This is a genomic window from Paenibacillus sp. S02 (assembly GCF_019454065.1).
Classification (GTDB): domain Bacteria; phylum Bacillota; class Bacilli; order Paenibacillales; family Paenibacillaceae; genus Paenibacillus; species Paenibacillus polymyxa_B.
This window is the reverse complement of record NZ_CP073682.1, coordinates 3407006-3426752: the sequence shown is the minus strand read 5'-3', so window position 1 is coordinate 3426752 and position 19747 is coordinate 3407006. Positions and strand designations below refer to the sequence as shown.

Here is a 19747-nt window from a genome sequence, read left to right as displayed (position 1 = left end):
GCCCACAATTTATTTAAAAAGTCTGCCGGATTGTCTGCAAATCTAACTTCCCCACACAAATGGCTTGTGCGCGCTATGATAAGAGCGGCATCAGTAGTCATCTGTGTGGTGGTGGCAGTCTTCTTCATCATAAGGCTGGTGCCAGGAGACCCCGCCAAAATGATTCTGGGGGAATACGCCACAGCTGAGGCTATTGAGAGTATGCGTCATAGGTTGGGGCTGGATCGTTCTCTTTGGGAGCAGTTTATAGGCTTTGTGCACAATTTCTTTACACACGGTGATACCGGCGTTTCGATTGTTTTTGAGACTTCTTCAAGAGAGTTGATTGCAGAGCGGGCCCCTGTGACGCTGCTGCTCATTGCAATGACCTGTCTTTTTTCCATCATTGTTTCGCTGGTGCTGGCCACCCTTGCGGCAACACATAAAGACGGACTGCTTGACCACATGATACGCATCTTGCCTGCTGTAACGCTCGGTATGCCGATTTTTTGGGTTGGACTGCTACTGATTCTGGTATTTAGCGTTCGGCTTCGCTGGTTTCCCGTTGGGGGAGTCGGCGAGGGCTGGCTTGGAATCTTGTACAGTCTCGCCCTTCCTGCGATCACTGTCGGATTGTCGCAAATTCCCTCGCTCGTTCGTTCTTTAAGAGCGCAGATGCTGGAAGTGCTGGAATCTGATTTTGTTGTAACCTTGAAGGCAGCGGGAATCCCCGGCCGGGTTATATTGGTAAAGCATGTCCTGCGCAATTCCGCTCTTCCCGCTCTTATGCTGCTTGGCGTAAACATTGCCTACCTGATGGGCGGTACGTTGGTAATTGAACAGGTTTTTGGCCTCAAGGGTATCGGAAGCCTGTTATTTTCAGCCATTTCAAACCGGGATTTTCCTGTTATACAGGGGATTGCTCTTTATTGTGCGATATCTGTGGTCATCATCGGCTTCGTGATTGAGGTTGCTTCTGGGTATCTTGATCCCAGGACGAAAGGAGAACAATGAAACGCACGCAATTAGATCTTCAGATTCAGAAGGCGGGGCATAGCAACCGCTCTTTGGGAAAAATACTAAATACTCCATCTCTTTTATGGGGCAGTATTATGTTTGCGTTACTCATAGGTATTGCAGTGTTCGCACCGGTTATTAGCCCCTACCAGCCTTCTGATCAAAATATTTCGGCAACTTTACAACCCCCGTCCTTCGAACACTGGTTGGGAACCGATCAACTGGGGCGTGATTTGTTTACACGGCTGATCTATGCCGCACGGACTGATTTGAAGATTATGGTGCTGGCGGAGATCATCCCTTTTTGTATGGGGGTGTTTCTGGGAATGCTTGCCGGGTATTATGGTAAATGGGTAGACACGGTTATCACGCTTTTGACCGATACGTTTATTGCGTTCCCTTTTTATTTGATTGTAATTATAGTGGCGTTTGCAAGCGGTACGGGTGAACAGGGGATATACATTACATTTGTCCTGGTTGGCTGGATTGTATACGCGCGCGTGGTCAAGGGTCTTAGCGCATCGTTTCGCAAGCAGGAATGGATAGCCGCTGCAAAAACTCTGGGAATCCCGGATATTAAAATCATACTGCGCCATCTTCTGCCGAATGTGTTACCGCAAGCGGTGGTAGTGCTTATGACGGACATGGCTGTTCTGCTTGTGGCCATTGTTACGCTAGGCTATCTAGGTATCGGCATTGCGCCGCCAACTCCGGATTGGGGAACTATGATTTCTGATGGACAGCCCTTTATATCTACTAAGTGGTGGCTTTCAGCAATCCCGGGTTTTGCGGTAGTATATACAGGGATAGCCTTATCCCTTGTGGGCGATGGGCTAGCAGATATATGGAGAAGAAAATGAATGCTATGAATCCAATTTTAGAAGTGGAAAATTTGTCGCTCGCGACGCAGTCGAATCATAAATTGGTCACCGATGTGAGTCTCAAAGTTGAAGCGGGCGAAAGTATAGGACTTGTGGGGGAATCCGGATCTGGAAAATCGCTCACGCTTCGCTCCATCATAGGGTTGCTTCCCTCCGGTATTGAACAAGTTGGCGGGAATATTAGGAGCAATGGCAGATGCGCAATGATTTTTCAAGACCCGATAAGGGCACTTGACCCTCTCTGCCCGGTGGCCCGGCAGCTTGCCGAGGTTGTGTACTACAGACAGAAGGTGAGCCGGAAGGTCGCGCGTACAATAGCTTTGGAACTGCTTGAAATGCTCGGTCTTCCCGATTCCTTAAAGCATACTGACCGTTACCCCCGCCAGCTTTCAGGCGGCCAGTGTCAACGTATTGTTATTGCGATGGCTTTGGCGTGCAAGCCGGGCATCCTTCTTTGTGATGAGCCAACAACTGCGCTTGACGTAACGGTTCAACGGCAAATACTTGACGTTATTTCACGTCTTCAAAAGGAGCTGGGTTTTGCCATGGTGTTTGTTACACACAATCTTGCCGTAGCTGCTTCGATGTGCTCAAAGCTTTGCGTTATGAAAGAGGGAAGAATCATAGAGCGAGGAGACACTTTGCCCCTTTTACAAAACCCGCAAAATCCGTATACACAGTTGCTGATAAGCTCAGTGCTTCCTCTCCCGGATCTTGAAAGGAGCGCGGATTTATGAAAACAGCCTTGCGGATAGAAAATATAACGGTTGCTTATGGTAAGTTCACCGCGCTTGATCAAGTAAGCCTGGAGCTGCAGGAGCGTACCACGCTTGGTCTTGTGGGAGAATCGGGTTCAGGAAAGTCTACCCTCGCGCGGGTAATAGCCGGGCTGATCGCCCCGGATGAGGGCCGGATCATGCTGGGTTCTCAGGTATTGGGCAAGCGACGGAGCCGGGAGCAGCATAAAAGAATACAAATGGTTTTTCAAAACCCGGATTCCTCGCTAAATCCAAAGCATACGATCAGGCAAATCCTTGCCGAAGCCTTACTTTTTCACAAGATTGTTGACCGAGCTCAAGTGGACAAGAAATGTAGGGAACTGCTTACACGTGTTCACATCGATGAAAGCGCCCTTGGCAGATTCCCTCACGAATTTTCCGGCGGTCAGCGTCAGCGGATAGCAATTGCCCGCGCATTAAGCGTTGAGCCAAGCATACTTATCGCAGATGAACCAACGAGCGCACTGGATGTTTCGGTACAACGGAGTATGCTTGAACTGTTGAGCACACTCAAATCGGAGCTTAATCTTACGATGCTTTTTATCTCTCATGACTTGGGAGTTATAAATGCCATAAGCGATATTGTTGCTGTAATGCGGCAGGGGAAGCTGGTTGAGATCAACCCCAAGGAGAAATTCTTTTCTCGTCCTGAAACGTCTTATAGCCGTGAGCTTTTATCCGCTGTTCCCAAAATGCCAATATCCCATTCTGCAGGAGGTATTTATGAGTCAAAATAATAAAGGATTTGTACCTCTTACAATATCGGAGTTTGATACGCTAACTAACTTGCTCTCCAAACTCCTGTCCACCCAAGAATCCCCGGTAATCATACCGGGCGAGGCGATCCTGGGAATTGAAGCCATAGCAGCAGGCATATCTGCGCCCGACCGTAAAATTCTAAACATTGTGACAGGTCCATATGGAACGATTTTTGGTAACTGGCTTGCGCGTGGCGGAGCAGAAGTCATCGAACTCAAAACATCTTTTGATGAAGTGGTAACTGTAGATGAAGTCGCCGCAGCGATTGAGCGATATAACCCATGTGCGCTTTCTTTTGTGCAGGCGGAAGTGGTCACAGGAGGCTCTAATCCAACAAGGGAAATCATGGAGCTTGCGCGTCGATCAAATATTATAACCGTGATAGATTCAGTTTCTGCAATCGGGGGCGAACCGGTGCTTATGGACGAGTGGGGAATTGATTTTGTAGCTGTAGGGGCGCAAAAAGCACTATCCGGGCCTAACGGGATCAGCGCTGTGGGGATTTCTCCCCGTGGCTGGGAGTTTCTGGCCTCCAACGACAATGCGCCGCGCAATTCCATACTGTCTTTGCTTGACTTAAAGCGTTCCCCTAATCATGTGACGCCCGTGCGAGTTCCTGCCAACATCCCTGTTTTGGAAGCCCGTGCGCTTATAGAGGCATTAAAGCTTATTGAAGAAGAAGGTCTGGAAGCGGTCAACCGCCGCCATCGCTTAACTACATCTGCTGCAATTGCCGGCATTAAAGCCTTGAGCCTTGAACCTTGGCAGCGGAATAAAGATAGCTACTCAACGTTGACTACAACGGTTCGGATCCCTCAAGGCGGTAATTTCAATATCGAACAGCCCATAGGCATTGTCGCACCCGGAGATGGAGAATTGCATAATAAACTCTTACGCATTAACCATTTTGGGGCGAAGGCAAATCAACAAAGCGTTGAAGAAGCTATCAAAACGCTTGCTGAGCTTGTACATCAAGACCCTTATCATGCGCTTGCCGCCCAAAGGTTAATTTGGGGGAATGAAGATGGAAAATAAAATTCAAAAAGAGTTAACCTACAAAAATATATTTGTGGCGGGGATTGATGGGAAACGATTCGATATAACAATCACCAATGGTCGTTTTTCGTCCATTGCAGAGTCCTTATCCTCGCATACTCAACAAAATGGTCCAGATGGAGATTTATGGATTAGCCCCGGCGTAATTGATCTTCATACGCATTTGGCATGGACGGATTTTAATCATACTGACCAGGAGAAGCGCGATGAACTGGAGATCGAAGTGATGCAGGCGCAAGCCTTTGAGGCTACTTTCCAGGCTGGAGTGACTTCAGTGCGTGATGCAGGTGGGCTTTTGCCAAGTACGGTGAAGCATATAGGTCAGCATTATAGCCAGCCTTTAAGAGTTTATACCAGTGGTGATATGCTTGGAGCCGGAGACGCACGAGGTCTTAAGTATTTGGAACGGCGGATAACAGAAATTATTGATTCCGGGGCAAGCTGGATTAAAATTCTTGCAACGGGGGGACTAGGCTCGTCGCCAGATACAGTGCTGAACCCGATTTTTTCTGAGGAAGAATTCTCTTTTATTGTGCGTAGCGCCCATGCACGCAACATAAAAGTCATGGTTCATACCTGGGGCGGACCTACTGTGGATTGGTCTATTGACGCTGGAGTGGAATCTATAGAGCATGGAATGTATTTGACCGAGGATCAAGCCAACCGGCTTGCGCAATCCAGGACAGCCTTTGTGCCTACTGCTTCCATCTATCGTATTGCTGCAGACCCGTCTGGAGTTCTTTCACTCGACAGGGAAATTTGTGATCGCGCCGCCCGCGCCGCGGAAGCCCACCCTAAAGCCGTTAGCTATGCCAAAAGAGCAGGCGTACGAATTGCGTTCGGTACAGATTTTGCCACACCTTCGTTACATGGACGTAACCTTGAGGAATTAGACACACTCATAGACTGTGGATTAACTCGAAAAGAGGCCTGGCAGGCTGCCACGGAGTTCGCCGCTGAAATTTTGGGATATGGGGACAGATTGGGACGTATAAAAGAAAACTACACAGCAGATACAATCCTTTTTAATGCTGATCCGTATAAGTCACAAAACGCCAAAGCACTCCGTGAAAGTATCGTATCGGTAATTCAGGGGCAATTTGAGTGAGACCAATACTCCAGAGAGCATCTTTAATATAGTTAGACAATCCCCTTAACATTCTCTTGACAAAGTATGATTAGACTTAGTTCTGATTGTACAATAAAGTGTCTGGGAGGAAATTGAATGCTAAAATGTTGGGGGATACATACGAAAAAATCGGTGGCTGCACTCGTAGCGACTATGATGCTAGCAGTAAGCGGTGGGACGGCGATGGCAGTCGAAAAGGACACGTCGATTAAAAACGTAATTATTTTGATTCCAGACGGTATGGCTAATGACGCCACTGCACTGGCTAGATGGTACAAAGGGTCTTCCTTAACGTTAGACAGCATGGCAAGCGGCATGGTGCGTACGCATTCTGCAGATGCTCCAATTGCCGATTCTGCTCCAGCGGGTACTGCTTTTGCCACAGGACATAAATCTCATACTGGGTATGTAGGTGTCCTTCCTGATGAAGCGACAATGCCCGGACAACAACCCATTGCAGCGGGTGACGCCAAAAAGCCTGTAGCTTCCATTCTCGAGGCTTCCAAGCTGGCAGGGAAATCGACCGGAATTATTGCGACTTCGGAGATTATGCATGCGACACCAGCTGATTTTACTGCACATTATCCTGATCGTAAAAATTATGATGCACTCAGTATGCAGCAAGCCTACAACGGGGTTGACGTAGTGTTAGGTGGAGGCGGCAAGTTTTTGGAGGCAGCAGGGCGTAAAGATGGCCAAGATTTGGTAGCCCAAATTAAAGACCAGGGTTATGACTTTGTCACAACACCTGAAGGGTTGAAAAATTCGACCTCCAGCAAGCTCTGGGGCAGCTTTTCTCCTGAAGCCCTTGCGTATAACCTGGATCGCGATGCATCCAAGGAACCTAGTCTGGCAGAAATGACATCGAAAGCCATTGATGTGTTGTCCAAAAACGATAAAGGCTTCTTCTTAATGGTAGAAGGCAGTAAGGTGGATTGGGCCGCCCATGCAAATGATCCAACCGGAATTATTAGTGACGTGCTTTCGTTTGACGATGCAGTGAAAGTTGCTGTGGATTACGCCAAACAAAACCAAAATACAGTCGTCGTAGCAGTGACAGACCACGGAAACGGTGGATTGACGATTGGTAGCAGCGATACAACTAGCAATTATGACAAAACACCTTTAGCTTCTTTTATAGATCCACTGAAAAAAGCTAAGCTGACAGGTGAAGGCTTGGAAGCCAAGCTGAATGCAGATCGCAGCAATATTAAAGAAGTGCTTTCCACATATTTTGGCATCACCGATTTGACAGACGAAGAAGTGAAAACCATTAAAGATGCCAAAGAAGGCAGCATGAACTATGCTGTCGGACCAATCATTAGCAAACGTGCGAATATTGGCTGGACTACAGGCGGACATACAGGAGGCGATGTCGTGTTGTACACGTATGCGCCGAACGGAGACCGTCCAACCGGTGTAATCGACAATACTGATGTCAATAAATATATGACACGTGTACTTGGACTGGATTTGGATACGGTCAGCAAGCAGCTTTTTGTTCCTGCAAAAGCCGCTTTTGAAGCTAAAGGAGCCAAGTTTACTGCGGACACGAAAGTCATTACGGTGACCAAAGGCAGTAACAAGCTGGAGCTTCCGGTATACAAAAATGTCGCTACGCTGAATGGTAAAAATACCACGTTCAACGGTGTAGTTGTATTTAACGGTGTTGATTATTTTGTACCCCAGCAGGCGATTGATTTGATTCAGTAATAAGCAGAACCATCGACAAGGGCTGTTTCTTCCATTAGAGGAAGAGACAGCTTTTTTGTGTGTTGATATAAATGTGTATTTTTTGGGGCAGAAGTTGGAGGAGGTTTTTATAAAATGGGATTTTTTGTGAAACTAATCACGTTACATCCTCTCCGATATTGCTAGAATAATACATGTACGGTACAAGCCGCTGATGATGTGAAGTCCGGATGGACGAGGGAAGAAGGGATGAGTCACGGACGAATTATTACTGCGTCTGGCTGACGGCAAGGAATGGACGCATACGGAAATGATGGAGCTGCTGACACGTCTGGATGATGAGCCGACGCTGCGGGCTCAACTGCGCCACCTGGCAGCTCGGACCAAATTGGAGCGCTATGGCAAAGGTGTTTTTTTACGGGGATTAATTGAATTCTCCAGTATATGTCGTCAGGACTGCATGTATTGTGGGCTGCGCGCTTCGAATAAACAGGCAGATCGTTACCGTTTGCAGCCGGAAGAAATTCTAGCCTGTTGTACGGAGGGGTATGAACTCGGTTATCGGACCTTTGTATTGCAAAGTGGGGAAGATTACTGGTTCACAGCAGCCCGGCTGACGAAATTGATTCGGGAAATTAAAAGCCGTTTTGCGGATGTGGCGGTTACACTGTCCATCGGTGAACGGGATGATGAAACTTATGAGCAATTATACGAGGCGGGCGCGGACCGTTTTTTGCTGCGGCATGAGACAGCTTCCCCCCGTTTGTACGCCAAGCTGCATCCGACGATGACGATGGAAAGCAGGCGCAGCCGTCTGCTGGCTTTGCAACGAATCGGTTTTCAGATCGGGGCCGGATGTATGGTGGGGTTACCAGGACAAACGAATAGTGAATTAGCAGACGATTTGGTCTATTTACACAGCCTATCACCAGATATGATCGGGATTGGCCCTTTTTTACCGCATAGCAACACGCCGCTTCGGGATGCCAGTCAGGGGAGTATGGAAAAGGCACTGGATATTATTTCGTTATCCCGATTGGTCGTTCCAGATGCACTTATTCCGGCGTCCACGGCAATGGGAACGATTCATCCCCAAGGCAGGGAGAAGGCGCTTCAGGCAGGGGCAAATGTGGTGATGCCCAATTTGTCGCCGCTAGCGGTGAGACCTAAGTATGCGATTTATGAGAATAAAATATGTTTGGGCGATGAGTCTGCCCAATGTCGACATTGCCTGGAACTGCGGATCCGTGGAGCGGGATTTGAAGTCGATATGGGGCGCGGCGATAGTTTGAGGGTGCAACGACAGCTTATGAGACAGGAGACTTTGTGAGGCCATAACGGAAACATTGCAGTAACCATAAATAAGGAGATGGGTATACGTGAGTGGAGTACGGGAGAAAGTGTCAGCGGAATTTATCAATGAAGCAGAGATTATGGCAGCAGTGGAGCAGGGGAAACAAGAGGCAACAGATCGACACCGTATTTTAGAAATTTTAGAAAAGGGGAGAGCCTGCCGGGGACTGAGTGCGAGTGAAGCGGCGGCTCTTTTGCATGTGGATGATCCTGAATTATTGGAAGAGATGTTCAAATCTTCGAGGGCAGTCAAAGAACAAATTTATGGCAACCGGATTGTGCTGTTCGCCCCTTTATATGTAAGCAACCACTGCGTGAATAACTGCGAATATTGTGGTTATAAACATACCAATGACAGCTTTACTCGTAGCCGTCTGACACCGGAGGAATTGGTGGAGGAGGTTAGAGTGCTTCAAGAACTGGGACACAAGCGGCTCGTACTGGAAGCTGGGGAAGACCCAGTCCATTGTCCCATTGACTATATCGTCGATTGTCTGCGCCAGATTTATGAGGTCAAGGTAGATAACGGCAGCATTCGGCGGATCAATGTGAATATTGCATCCACAACCGAGGAGGACTATCGGAAGCTGGCAGAGGTGGGCATTGGTACGTATATTTTATTTCAGGAAACGTATCATCGGGAAAGCTATCGTAAATTCCACCTGCAGGGACCAAAGCGGGACTTTGATTGGCACACCACCGCAATGGACAGAGCCATGCGTGCGGGTATAGATGATGTGGGGATCGGTGTGTTGTACGGTCTGTATGATTTCCGCTATGAAACCGTAGCGATGCTGAAACATGCCGAGCACTTGGAAGAAGCCTTTGGCTGTGGCCCTCATACGGTTTCAGTTCCACGATTGCGTCCGGCTGAAAATGTAGACCTGGAGCGATATCCGTACCTGGTCAACGATGAGGATTTTATGAAAATTGTATCCGTTCTTCGACTGGCTGTTCCTTATGCTGGTATGATCCTGTCCACACGCGAGGAGTCAGAATATAGGGACCGCGTTATTGGTCTAGGCGTGTCGCAGATTAGTGCAGGTTCAGCTACAGGCGTAGGGGCATATGCAAAACAGGAAACTGATGATAAGCCTCAATTTGAGGTGGGGGATCATCGCTCACCATCGGAAATTATTAAAAGTCTGTGCCGTGGTGGATATATGCCGAGCTACTGCACAGCTTGCTACCGTGAGGGGCGAACTGGAGATCGTTTCATGGAGCTTGCCAAATCAGGACAAATTCATAATGTGTGCCAGCCGAATTCGCTGCTGACCTTCCAAGAATATCTGCTGGATTATGGGGATGAGGAGGCGCGTGAACTGGGAGCTGCCGCTCTGCGAGAGAATCTGGAGCGTATACCACGTGAATCGACGCGCCGTTTGACGCTTGACAGACTGGAACGACTGGAAGCAGGCGAGCGTGATTTGTATTTTTAGCAATTTATATTATTCGTAGTATCATTTCACGCTATGAAAATTCTCATGATTTATAATCGAACTTGAAAATAAAAAGCAGTCGCGTTGGAATCAGCGCGACTGCTTTTGTGTGTCTGAAAAAAAATGTTAATGACGAGATGAGGTCTTTTAGGAATAACTGCCGGCTTCTACAGCTTGCTCCCATGCCAGCATAGCAGATGGGAAGCATTCAATAGCACGGGGAAAGACCCCCTGTACATAAGCGATGAAAATACCATAGTTCACAATCGGCACTCCGGCAGCTTTCGTTTCCGACATTCGATGAAGCATCGTACGCCGATTGAGCATGCATGCACCGCAATGGATAACCAGTGCATATTCGCTCAGATCATCAGGGAAGCTGGAGCCGGATGCATGCTCGATGATGAGACGTTTGCCTATCGTTTGGCGGAGCCAGCGGGGAATTTTCACTCGACCAATATCGTCAGATTGGCATTGGTGAGTGCAGGCTTCGGCAATGAGTACACGGTCCCCATCCTTGAGGCGATCAATGGCTCTTGCACCTCGTACCAGTTCGTCCAGATCGCCTTTATGACGGGCAAACAGGATGGAAAAAGAGGTGAGAGGCACATCCTTGGGCGTGTCGGCCGCTACTTTCATAAAAACCTGTGAATCGGTAATGACCAAGCGAGGTTTGCGCCCCAATCTCTCCAGCGTCAATCGTAATTCATGTTCTTTGGTCACTACGGCGATGGCATCGCTCTCTAGTGTATCGCGGATTGTTTGCTGCTGTGGCAGGATCAAACGGCCTTTTGGTGCAGCTTTGTCGATGGGAACGACCAGCACAACAACATCGCCGGGTGACAACAGGTCACCGACGATACGGAAACGATCCTCGTTTTGGGGGAGAGTATTCGTGATAGCCTTTTTCAGTTCCGTGTCTCCCTGGAGCAAAGATGCACTGAAAGGAATTAGGGTGAGATCCAATTCAGTTGCCAGCTTTGTAGCCGTTTTATCTGATTCAGTAAGAGTATCTACCTTATTCAATACCCCAATAACAGGAATCTTTTTGGTGCGGAGCTTTTCGAGTAGCTCATGCTCGAATGGTCCGACTCCAACGGTGGCGTCGATAACGAGCAAGGCCAAGTCTGTACTATTAAGTATTTCTAGCGTTTTGTTGCGGCGCAGCTCCCCGACCTCACCCTCATCGTCCAGTCCGGCGGTATCCACCAGAACAATGGGACCCGCTGGGAGCAGCTCCATCGGTTTGAAAACTGGGTCCGTGGTCGTTCCTCCTACAGGAGATACCACAGCGACGGGCTGACCAGTCAGGGTGTTCAGAATGCTGGATTTGCCTGCATTGCGGCGACCGAGCAGGACAATATGTGGTCGGTTGCTACGGGGGGTATCATTCATTCCCATGGTGAGTTCCTTCTTCCTGCCCCGGAATTCCGGGTTTGGTTACTGTATAGGGATGGCATAATTGGTCAATCCGCGAACGGGTCAGTAGGCCGCGATCTTCTGCAATATCCTCTGGTGTGCGACCTTGCACAATGGCTGCAGATGCAATGGAGGCAGCTTCATCATAGCCAAGCTCCGCGACCAGCGCAGAAGCCATCACGGCTGAGTTACGCAGATTTGTAGTACAGCGTTCCTCACGCACGATCAGGCCGCGCACACATCGTTCCTCGAATAGTCGAACCGCGCTGTTCAGAATATGTAGCGATTCCAGCATCGATTCGGCAATGAGCGGCAGGAATGCGTTTAGTTCCAACTGACCGGAGGCAGCGGCCATAGTGATAGCCGCATCTTCGGCTATCACACGCATGGCTGTTAGTCCTGCCATTTCAGCTATTACCGGATTGACCTTGCCAGGCATAATAGAGGATCCCGCCTGAACTGGAGGCAGCGTGTATTCGCCAATACCACCGAAAGGACCAGAGGCCAGTAGGCGAAAATCGCCAGATATTTTGTACAGATTCACGGCGGCTGATTTGAGTAGACCGGACACCTCCACAAATACATCCATATTTTGAATCGGGTCCATCGGGTGGTCGCTGCGACTCAGTCCAAAACCAGTCTCATCAGCCAGCTTTTCGACCATCCGATAGCTGTAAGCGCGGGGCGCATTCATACCTGTGCCAATCGCCGTGCCTCCAATAGGGATTTCCCGCAGCCGCTCTTCGGCTTTGTAGAGACGCCAGCGGTCGCGCGCTATGGCCTTTGCGTAAGCACCAAAGCCCTGCCCGGCCATCATGGGCAGGGCATCCATTAGCTGAGTGCGGCCTAGTTTGAGCAGGTCGGCATATTCTGTTTCTTTATGCTGTAAAGCATCCTGTAATGAAGACATCGTGTCACATAAAGGCCGAAGCAGCCGTATCGCTGCAACTCGTAGCGCTGTGGGATAGACATCATTCGTAGACTGGCAGCAGTTCACATCATCCAGCGGATGTATAATCTCATACTGCCCTGGTCTGCCTCCTAGCTGTACGATGGCCAAATTAGCAATGACCTCATTTACATTCATATGGGTACTGGTGCCTGCGCCGCCTTGCATGGCATCCACGGTAAACATTTGTTGGTGCCTCCCGGCGAGTATTTCGTCGCAGGCATTTACAATGGCAGAGGCCCGTTGGGCAGGAAGCCGTTTCTGCTCACCATTCACTTGAGCGGCTACTTTTTTTACCAACACAAGAGCGTGGATCAGGTTTTGGTTCACGGGCCTGCCACTGACCGCAAAATTGTTCATCGCGCGTGCGGTGTGAATACCGTAAAAGGCATCTGCGGGAATTTCCATCTCTCCTAGCGCATCCCGCTCGGTTCGCGTATTTGTAGGCAGAGGGAAACCTTCGGTCATAGACCCGTTGCCGGAATGCGTGTCATATGCAGTAGCTGACGTGCACTTGCAGCGCGTTTTTCTTCAACCCGGGCATGAACCAGATCTGGCTCGACCAGCTTGAGGGCTTGTGTTGGACATTTACCAATACAGGCCGGACCGCCGTCCACGCCTTCGCATAAATCACATTTGCTGGCAATCATGCGCTCTTTGGGTTGCAAACGTCCTGACATATTGGTATACAATCCATCCTGCACGACAGGTTGCCCGTTTCGATACTCGGGTACCATGGTAATCGCGCCGTAAGGGCAGGCGATCATGCAGGTTTTACAGCCAATGCAGCTTTCGCTATTAATGAGAATGCAGCCATCTGCGTTCGTAATGGAGCCGTTCGGACAAGCGTTGGCGCATGGAGCATCCTCACAGTGACGACACTGAACGGGTGCAGTGACCCCAAATGATTTGATAACCTTCAGACGAGGGTGAAAATGAAACTCATCATCCGGCGAGATAAAAGGGTTCTCCGCTGAATGTGCGATGACACATGCGATTTCACAGGTACGACAGCCGATACATTGATCGGGATCAGCTAAAACAAAACGATTCATACAATTCGACTCCTCTCTAACTAACGACAAATATAATGTATACAGCATAAAAATAACTTAATATATTAATGAATGGAGTAATCCGCATCCCCTTTGGTGGAAATATTGTTGCTGCGGCTTTGTTTGCCGGGCCCCCGTTGTTGGAAGGTGGTGTGCAGCAGATGATGCGACACATGACCCAGCGGCTCACCTAGAAATTCATCATAAAGTTTGATGATGTGAGGGTTCTCATGCGATTTTCGTACCTGGTGTGCAGCATCATGTCCATAGATGGAGGATTTACGTGCCCGATAAGCTTCAATTCGTTGCTTTTCTAACATGAGCTTGGGTTGTCCCCCTCCGCTGATACATCCAGCAGGGCAGCCCATCACCTCAATAAAATGATAATCACATTCGCCTGCCTGGACACGATCCAGTAGCTGATAGGCATGTTGTAGCCCGGCGACGACCGCTACCTTGAGCTGCAGCTTGCCTACCTGAACCTCAGCTACTCGAATGCCTTCCTCACCACGTACAAAATCGAGCTGGAGCTTCGGCAGTTTTTCATTGGTCAACAGCTCGTAACCTGTACGGATGGCAGCTTCCATGACTCCTCCGGTGACTCCAAAAATGGAGCCTGCACCTGAATATTGCCCTAACGGTGAATCGAATTCTTCATCAGGCAGGTTTGCAAAATCAATTCCGCGCTGCTTGATCCAATATGCAAGTTCACGCGTGGTCAGTACCTCATCCACATCACGGTAACCGTCAGATTCCATTTCAGGACGATCGCATTCAAATTGTTTACAGGTACAGGGCATGATGGCAACGCTGTATATATTCGCAGGTTCCACCTCGTCCAGTTGTGCGCCATAAGATTTGATTAGCGCTCCTAACATTTGCATCGGAGATTTGCAGCTGGATAGATGGTCTAGCAGATCGGGATATTCAATCTCTGCAAATCGGACCCATGCTGGACAGCAGGATGTGAACATGGGTAAGGGACCGCCTTCGGTCACGCGACGAATCAATTCAGTGCCTTCCTCCATGATGGTCACGTCAGCTCCAAAGTTGGTGTCGTATACCCGGTCGAAGCCAAGGCGGCGCAAAGCAGCAGCCATTTTCCCAGGCGTCAAGGTGCCGAACGGCATTCCAAATTCCTCCGCGAGTGAAACACGAATGGCCGGAGCACATTGGACGATCCGAAACTGTCCAGGTTTGGTCATCATATCGGCTACCTTATTCAAGTTGTAGCTATAATAGGCAGCGAATAGCGGCTCTCTGATGTCGGCAGGCATATCGCGTTCTTGGATACGTTCCAGCCGTCTAGCAGCGCCTTCCTGTGAAGATGAACCTGCCCAGTCAGATGCGTATACGCTGCATATTTGTACACATTGACCGCAAATAACACATCGGTCTGCATTAACGGTTTGCGGTTCTCCGGGCAATCCCTCTATGGCATCAACTGGACAAACCCCAGCACAACGTCTGCATCCTGTGCAGAGCGTAGGGTCAATATGAATGACAGGGTCTGTGCAATCAGTCGTCTTCATACAAGGAGGTGAAGAGATCTTGTCTATTGTGGTTGACATGGTTTTCTACCTTTCTGCGGCTGATTTTGACCTTATAGGCGTGGGAAAAAGACTTCCCGCCGAGGCTCTGGAGGTGAGTCGGATATACCTTTGGCCAGCCGTAGGACATGATTCGGGCAGGCCTCTACACATGCAGGCTGTCCGTTCTCTGTTTCCGCGCACAGATCGCATTTGCTTGCCGCGGTGCGGGGAAGGGCGACTCGATTTGCACGGTGAGTCAGGCCGGACTGCGTTACAACGTGTCCTGCCCGGTAGACCGGAGACACCTCAATTGCCCCGAAGGGGCAGGCCAAAACACAGGAGGTACAGCCGATACATCGTTCCTCATCAATCATAACGACGCCGTCCTCCTGACGAATGGCTTGCACCGGACAGGCATGTGCGCAGGGGGCATTTTCGCAATGCCGGCATTGCACCGGCACATACATTTCCCCTGTACGTACAACATACACCTTGGGTACAACAGGTACGCTGACGGTTCCGACCGAAGCTCCTATGCCGTTAGCCTGACTGTGAACGGCGAAGCACGCAAGTTCACAGGCTTTGCAGCCGATGCACTGTCCGGCGTCTGCGACTACAAAAGAAGAAGCAACAGCGCTTGTTCTACTGGCTGCTCCCATTCTACTCGTCGAAGCTGACCGGGTATCTGTCGGACGGTGCATCATATTCCCTGTGCCGCTCATCTCGTCACCTTATCAGCCAAAACAGCTTCCTGGACGTTCATCTGTCTGCGAATCCGTTGGTACGATTCATGTACATCACGTTCGGCCTGCGCTTGGTCGGCGATCCGTTCCAGACGGATGGCACAGTATTTTAATTCCGGGGTTTTGGATACCGGATCGAGAAAATCAGCGGTTAGCTCGTTGCATGCTCCAACCCACCAGTGATAGGTCATGTAGGTCGCACCTTGTTGCACACGGTCACTAATTTGTGCCCGGGCCATGATGCGTCCCCGGCGAGAGGATATAGCAACAATTTCGCCATCCAGAATATTCAGATCTGCTCCGTCTTCTGGGCTAATCTGAATAAAGCCAGGCTCATCAGACAACTGGCGCAGCGCACGGCAATTGCCAGTCATGGTACGAACAGAATAGTGACCTACTTCACGGACTGTGGACAAGACAAGCGGGTATTTTGCATCCGGTTGTTCTTGTGGTGGACGCCATTCGCAGGCGAATAATCTGCCTTTGCCACTAGGTGTCGAAAATTGATTTCCTTTATACAAATACGGTGTACCTGGATGATCCTCAGTAGGGCAGGGCCATTGCACGCCGCCTTGCTGCTCCATTTTTTGGTAGCTGGCACCGGAGAATAATGGGCTGAGGCTGCGCATTTCATCCCAAATTTCCTCTGTGTTTGCATAGGACATAGGGTAGCCCATGGCGGTAGCAACCTCGCTAATAATGGCCCAGTCTGGCTTAACATCCCCCTGTGGCTCAACGGCTTTACGGATGCGCTGAAAGCCCCGATCTGCCGAAGAATATACACCGTCATGCTCGCCCCAGGCAGTAGAAGGGAGGATGACATCGGCGTGCAGCGCTGTTTTGTTCATGAAAATATCCTGAACCACGACAAATTCCAATTGGTCTAGGGCTTCACGCAACTCGGCGGCGTTCGGATCACTTTGTACAGGATCCTCTCCGAAAATGTAATAAGCTTTCAGCTTGTTCTCCTTCAGAATGAGGTGTGGTACCTCCGTAAGTGGATATCCTTTTTTACGCGGCAGCTCAACACCCCATGCTTTTTCAAACTTTTTGCGGACTGTGGTGTCTGTTACATCCTGATAGCCAGGATACACATTCGGCAATGCGCCCATGTCACAGGAACCCTGTACATTGTTTTGTCCCCGTACAGGTCCGATTCCCACATTCGGCTTGCCCAGATTTCCAGTCAACAGTGCAAGGGAAGCAAGCCCCTTTACCACATCAACGGCCTGTGAAAATTGACATACGCCCATTCCGTACAAAATTGTAGCGGTAGGGGCCTTTGCATATTCCCTCATAGCCGCCCGGATGTCGGCCGCCTTGACCCCCGTAATGCCTTCCGCATATTCGGGAGTATATTTTTTAATGCTGTCTACGTATTCGGCAAAGCCTTCTGTGTTTGCTTCAACATATCGTTTGTCGTACAGTCCTTCATGCACAAGTACATGACCAAAAGCGTTCACCAAAGCCATGTTTGAACCGCCCTTTAAGGGTAGCCACATATTCGAAATACGAGCTGTTTCGGTCATGCGCGGATCGCATACAATAATTTTGGCGCCTCTTTGCTTGGCAGCTACAATGCGTCTTGCGACGATCGGATGTGTTTCGGGTGCATTATATCCAAATACGAAAATGAGATCAGAGTGTTCAATTTCAGGAATAGAGTTGGACATAGCTCCATCTCCGAGCGAGTAAGTCAAACCTGCCACAGAAGGGCCGTGGCATACACGAGCGCAATGGTCAATATTGTTCGTGCCAATGACCGCCCGCATGAACTTTTGCATGACATAATTGGCTTCATTTCCCGGACCGCGTGCGGAGCCCGTTCCCATAATGGAGTCGGGTCCGTATTTTTCCTTAATTGCTGACAGCCGTTCGGCAGTATATTGAATGGCTTCCTTCCACTCCACTTCCTCCATAACTCCATTTTTGCGAATCATGGGCTTGCGCAAGCGTGCAGTCAGAATTTGCGGGTCATTCAAAAAATCCCATCCATAGTGTCCTTTCAGACACAGCGTTCCTTCATTCGTACGACCACCAGCCGGCTCTGCGCCAATTACCTGTCCTTTTTCCACCAGCAAATGAAGCTGACAACCGCTCCCGCAGTAGGGACATACGGTCAATACCTTGTCTGCCATAAGTGCAGCACCTCTTTTATATGAAATAGATGAAACTCGTAACATAAAAAAAGCCAATACAAAAATGCCGCTTTACGCTGCATCCTGTACTGGCTTATCCGCGAGCGAGGAGACAAGCTCCTTCCCGCTAATCCAACCGGTGTATGTGTTGTAGTTCTAGAGTAATGATAATGTGTCCGTCTCCATGGACGGAGGGGCAGACCTCCCAAGTATAAGTGAAGGGACTGCCGAGTGTTTTTTCGGCTTCGTTCATAAACTCCTTTTCCAGATAGGGACGAAGAACATCCCAATATTCCCTGACCTTGTCCTCAGCCCCTTCATGAACGAGAATTTCGGACAAATTAGACAATGTACCTCGAATTTCTACCGTAATCCGGAGTGGCGAATCCAGTGAAACCTTGACGTTGTCCGGTCCTTTTCCCCGGTAGTGCTTGACAATACACACGGCCAACTTCCTGATGCGCTCACGGTATTCCAATTCAGTATTCAACATCTGGACACTCCGCTTCGAATCAAAATAAAGGCGTACTTGCCGCGCATGCCAGACAGCCTGTGTAGCTGGTTTAGAACAAGACGTAACCGTCCCGACCAAAGTGGTCTGCCCAGCACGGCGTATCACCCTTCTATGGTAGAACAGGTTGACCCGGAAAGATGTGAAATTCATTACACTGAACCAAAATTTTACATAGATTAGACCGCTCTTGAAGTAGCTATACCTCTATGGTTTGTATGATGCTTCTCGTTCCATCGCGTTGTTTGTACAGATCCAATACAAAAGCAGTTGAATGACAAACTATGGGCTGAAATTAGTAAATGTCATTCTCAAAGCCCACTATACTAAAATAGCACAGTGCGAATCTCAGAGATTTATAGTAAATTATTCATTTATATGATTACAAACGCATCATTCGATCCGTCAAGTCGAAACCTGAAACTGTACAGTGCCGCCTGTACTTTAGTTACGGTAAAGCAGAAAAAATATGGCAGCATTGATGCTTTTATCGAGAAAAGTCTTGGTTTGACGCTGCAAGAGAAGCAGCACTTGCAGGAGCTACATTTAGAATAGGAGTCATATGTTAATGTTTAGTTGGAATAAAAAAAGCCGCTATATTAGCGACTCTTTTAAACTAAATATTCTGATGACCCAGGGAAGAAATGATATGGGCAATAGTTTGCGGGCTTTCCTTACCATTTAACTCGAGCCATTGATTAATGACTCCAATGGAACCGTGAACCATGTAAGTGAAAGAATAGTCCATTGTACATGGTTTCTTCCTGTTTGGTTCTTCTCCATTTCTTCGCACATGATCTTCAAGCAAGACTTGTGATAAAAAATTATTTTTTCCTGTCTCCGAAATTAAGATTTTATACATCGTTTTCTTATCTCGAATGATGTTCAATAGGTTGATCATTGATTCTTCTGTTGCGCAGGGACTGTCTCTTTCTTGTAACGTTTCCATTATTTCTTGATTAAATTCATGTTGCATTACTTCAAATAGTTCATAAGGATCTTTGTAGTGCAGATAGAAAGTGCCACGGTTGATATCTGCCTGTTTACATATTTCAGTAACCGTTATTTGAGGCAATTTTTTTGTTTCTAATAGACTCAGGAAACTCTCTTTAATGAGATCAATCGTATATTTAATTCTTCTATTATTCTTGACTCCAACCATATGTTACCCCTCTTTTTTCATCTTTTCAACAAACTCAAGCTGAACTGTTGAATTCATAACACTAACTCATGTATTGATTATTGTGATTGCAGAGATGAGTAGATTATACTTACATCGCGACATTAAATCAACACATGTTCATTTGATGATAATG

General features: G+C 48.5%; 18 protein-coding genes. 10 read left to right on the top strand and 8 right to left on the bottom strand.

Annotated features, from left to right (window positions below; all coding sequences use genetic code 11):
* Positions 1 to 66: 66 nt before the first annotated feature.
* The 9 genes from KAI36_RS15080 to hydG all read left to right on the top strand — a co-directional run bounded on the left by KAI36_RS15080 (position 67) and on the right by hydG (position 10084).
* Positions 67 to 993, top strand: coding sequence for an ABC transporter permease (locus tag KAI36_RS15080; protein WP_346730186.1), 927 nt, complete (start codon positions 67 to 69; stop codon positions 991 to 993).
* Positions 990 to 1856 (top strand): ABC transporter permease, encoded by an 867-nt coding sequence (locus tag KAI36_RS15075; RefSeq protein ID WP_220025306.1) that lies wholly within the window; start codon positions 990 to 992, stop codon positions 1854 to 1856. The genes KAI36_RS15080 and KAI36_RS15075 overlap by 4 nt, the downstream gene beginning before the upstream one ends.
* Positions 1841 to 2614, top strand: coding sequence for an ABC transporter ATP-binding protein (locus tag KAI36_RS15070; RefSeq protein WP_258296765.1), 774 nt, complete (start codon positions 1841 to 1843; stop codon positions 2612 to 2614). The genes KAI36_RS15075 and KAI36_RS15070 overlap by 16 nt, the downstream gene beginning before the upstream one ends.
* Complete coding sequence (locus KAI36_RS15065) at positions 2611 to 3393, top strand: ABC transporter ATP-binding protein (RefSeq protein ID WP_220025305.1); 783 nt, start codon at positions 2611 to 2613, stop codon at positions 3391 to 3393. The genes KAI36_RS15070 and KAI36_RS15065 overlap by 4 nt, the downstream gene beginning before the upstream one ends.
* Positions 3380 to 4450 (top strand): pyridoxal-phosphate-dependent aminotransferase family protein, encoded by a 1071-nt coding sequence (locus KAI36_RS15060; RefSeq protein WP_220025304.1) that lies wholly within the window; start codon positions 3380 to 3382, stop codon positions 4448 to 4450. Before KAI36_RS15065 ends, KAI36_RS15060 begins: the two co-directional genes overlap by 14 nt.
* Positions 4440 to 5579, top strand: coding sequence for an amidohydrolase family protein (locus KAI36_RS15055; RefSeq protein ID WP_220025303.1), 1140 nt, complete (start codon positions 4440 to 4442; stop codon positions 5577 to 5579). Before KAI36_RS15060 ends, KAI36_RS15055 begins: the two co-directional genes overlap by 11 nt.
* A 117-nt stretch (positions 5580 to 5696) precedes the next feature.
* Positions 5697 to 7313, top strand: a complete 1617-nt coding sequence (locus KAI36_RS15050) for an alkaline phosphatase (protein WP_220025302.1) — start codon at positions 5697 to 5699, stop codon at positions 7311 to 7313.
* A gap of 256 nt (positions 7314 to 7569) precedes the next feature.
* Positions 7570 to 8622: a [FeFe] hydrogenase H-cluster radical SAM maturase HydE gene (gene hydE / locus KAI36_RS15045; protein WP_258296878.1), complete on the top strand. Its 1053-nt coding sequence runs from the start codon at positions 7570 to 7572 to the stop codon at positions 8620 to 8622.
* A 49-nt stretch (positions 8623 to 8671) separates the two neighbouring features.
* On the top strand, positions 8672 to 10084 hold the full coding sequence (hydG, locus tag KAI36_RS15040) for a [FeFe] hydrogenase H-cluster radical SAM maturase HydG (RefSeq protein WP_220025300.1): 1413 nt from the start codon (positions 8672 to 8674) through the stop codon (positions 10082 to 10084).
* A 147-nt stretch (positions 10085 to 10231) separates the two neighbouring features.
* Here the strand turns inward: hydG and hydF are convergent, their stop codons facing one another.
* From hydF to KAI36_RS15005, 7 genes are all read right to left on the bottom strand, one after another.
* Complete coding sequence (hydF, locus tag KAI36_RS15035) at positions 10232 to 11485, bottom strand: [FeFe] hydrogenase H-cluster maturation GTPase HydF (RefSeq protein WP_220025299.1); 1254 nt, start codon at positions 11483 to 11485, stop codon at positions 10232 to 10234.
* On the bottom strand, positions 11472 to 12920 hold the full coding sequence (locus KAI36_RS15030) for an aspartate ammonia-lyase (protein ID WP_220025298.1): 1449 nt from the start codon (positions 12918 to 12920) through the stop codon (positions 11472 to 11474). Before KAI36_RS15030 ends, hydF begins: the two co-directional genes overlap by 14 nt.
* Positions 12917 to 13507 (bottom strand): 4Fe-4S dicluster domain-containing protein, encoded by a 591-nt coding sequence (locus KAI36_RS15025; protein ID WP_013310648.1) that lies wholly within the window; start codon positions 13505 to 13507, stop codon positions 12917 to 12919. Before KAI36_RS15025 ends, KAI36_RS15030 begins: the two co-directional genes overlap by 4 nt.
* A 65-nt stretch (positions 13508 to 13572) precedes the next feature.
* Complete coding sequence (locus KAI36_RS15020) at positions 13573 to 15039, bottom strand: [FeFe] hydrogenase, group A (protein WP_220025297.1); 1467 nt, start codon at positions 15037 to 15039, stop codon at positions 13573 to 13575.
* Between the two features lie 71 nt (positions 15040 to 15110).
* Complete coding sequence (locus KAI36_RS27540; RefSeq protein ID WP_023989098.1) at positions 15111 to 15761, bottom strand: 4Fe-4S dicluster domain-containing protein; 651 nt, start codon at positions 15759 to 15761, stop codon at positions 15111 to 15113.
* Entirely contained in the window at positions 15758 to 17920 is a 2163-nt protein-coding gene (fdhF, locus tag KAI36_RS15010) for a formate dehydrogenase subunit alpha (protein ID WP_220025296.1), read from the bottom strand. The genes KAI36_RS27540 and fdhF overlap by 4 nt, the downstream gene beginning before the upstream one ends.
* A gap of 127 nt (positions 17921 to 18047) precedes the next feature.
* On the bottom strand, positions 18048 to 18584 hold the full coding sequence (locus KAI36_RS15005) for a hypothetical protein (RefSeq protein WP_231517125.1): 537 nt from the start codon (positions 18582 to 18584) through the stop codon (positions 18048 to 18050).
* 225 nt (positions 18585 to 18809) lie between these two features.
* Here KAI36_RS15005 and KAI36_RS15000 point away from each other — a divergent pair, with 225 nt between their 5' ends.
* Positions 18810 to 18986, top strand: a complete 177-nt coding sequence (locus KAI36_RS15000; RefSeq protein ID WP_220025295.1) for a tyrosine-protein phosphatase — start codon at positions 18810 to 18812, stop codon at positions 18984 to 18986.
* Positions 18987 to 19047: 61 nt separating this feature from the next.
* Here KAI36_RS15000 and KAI36_RS14995 read toward each other — a convergent pair whose 3' ends face one another.
* Positions 19048 to 19593, bottom strand: a complete 546-nt coding sequence (locus tag KAI36_RS14995; RefSeq protein WP_220025294.1) for a TetR/AcrR family transcriptional regulator — start codon at positions 19591 to 19593, stop codon at positions 19048 to 19050.
* Positions 19594 to 19747 lie beyond the last annotated feature (154 nt).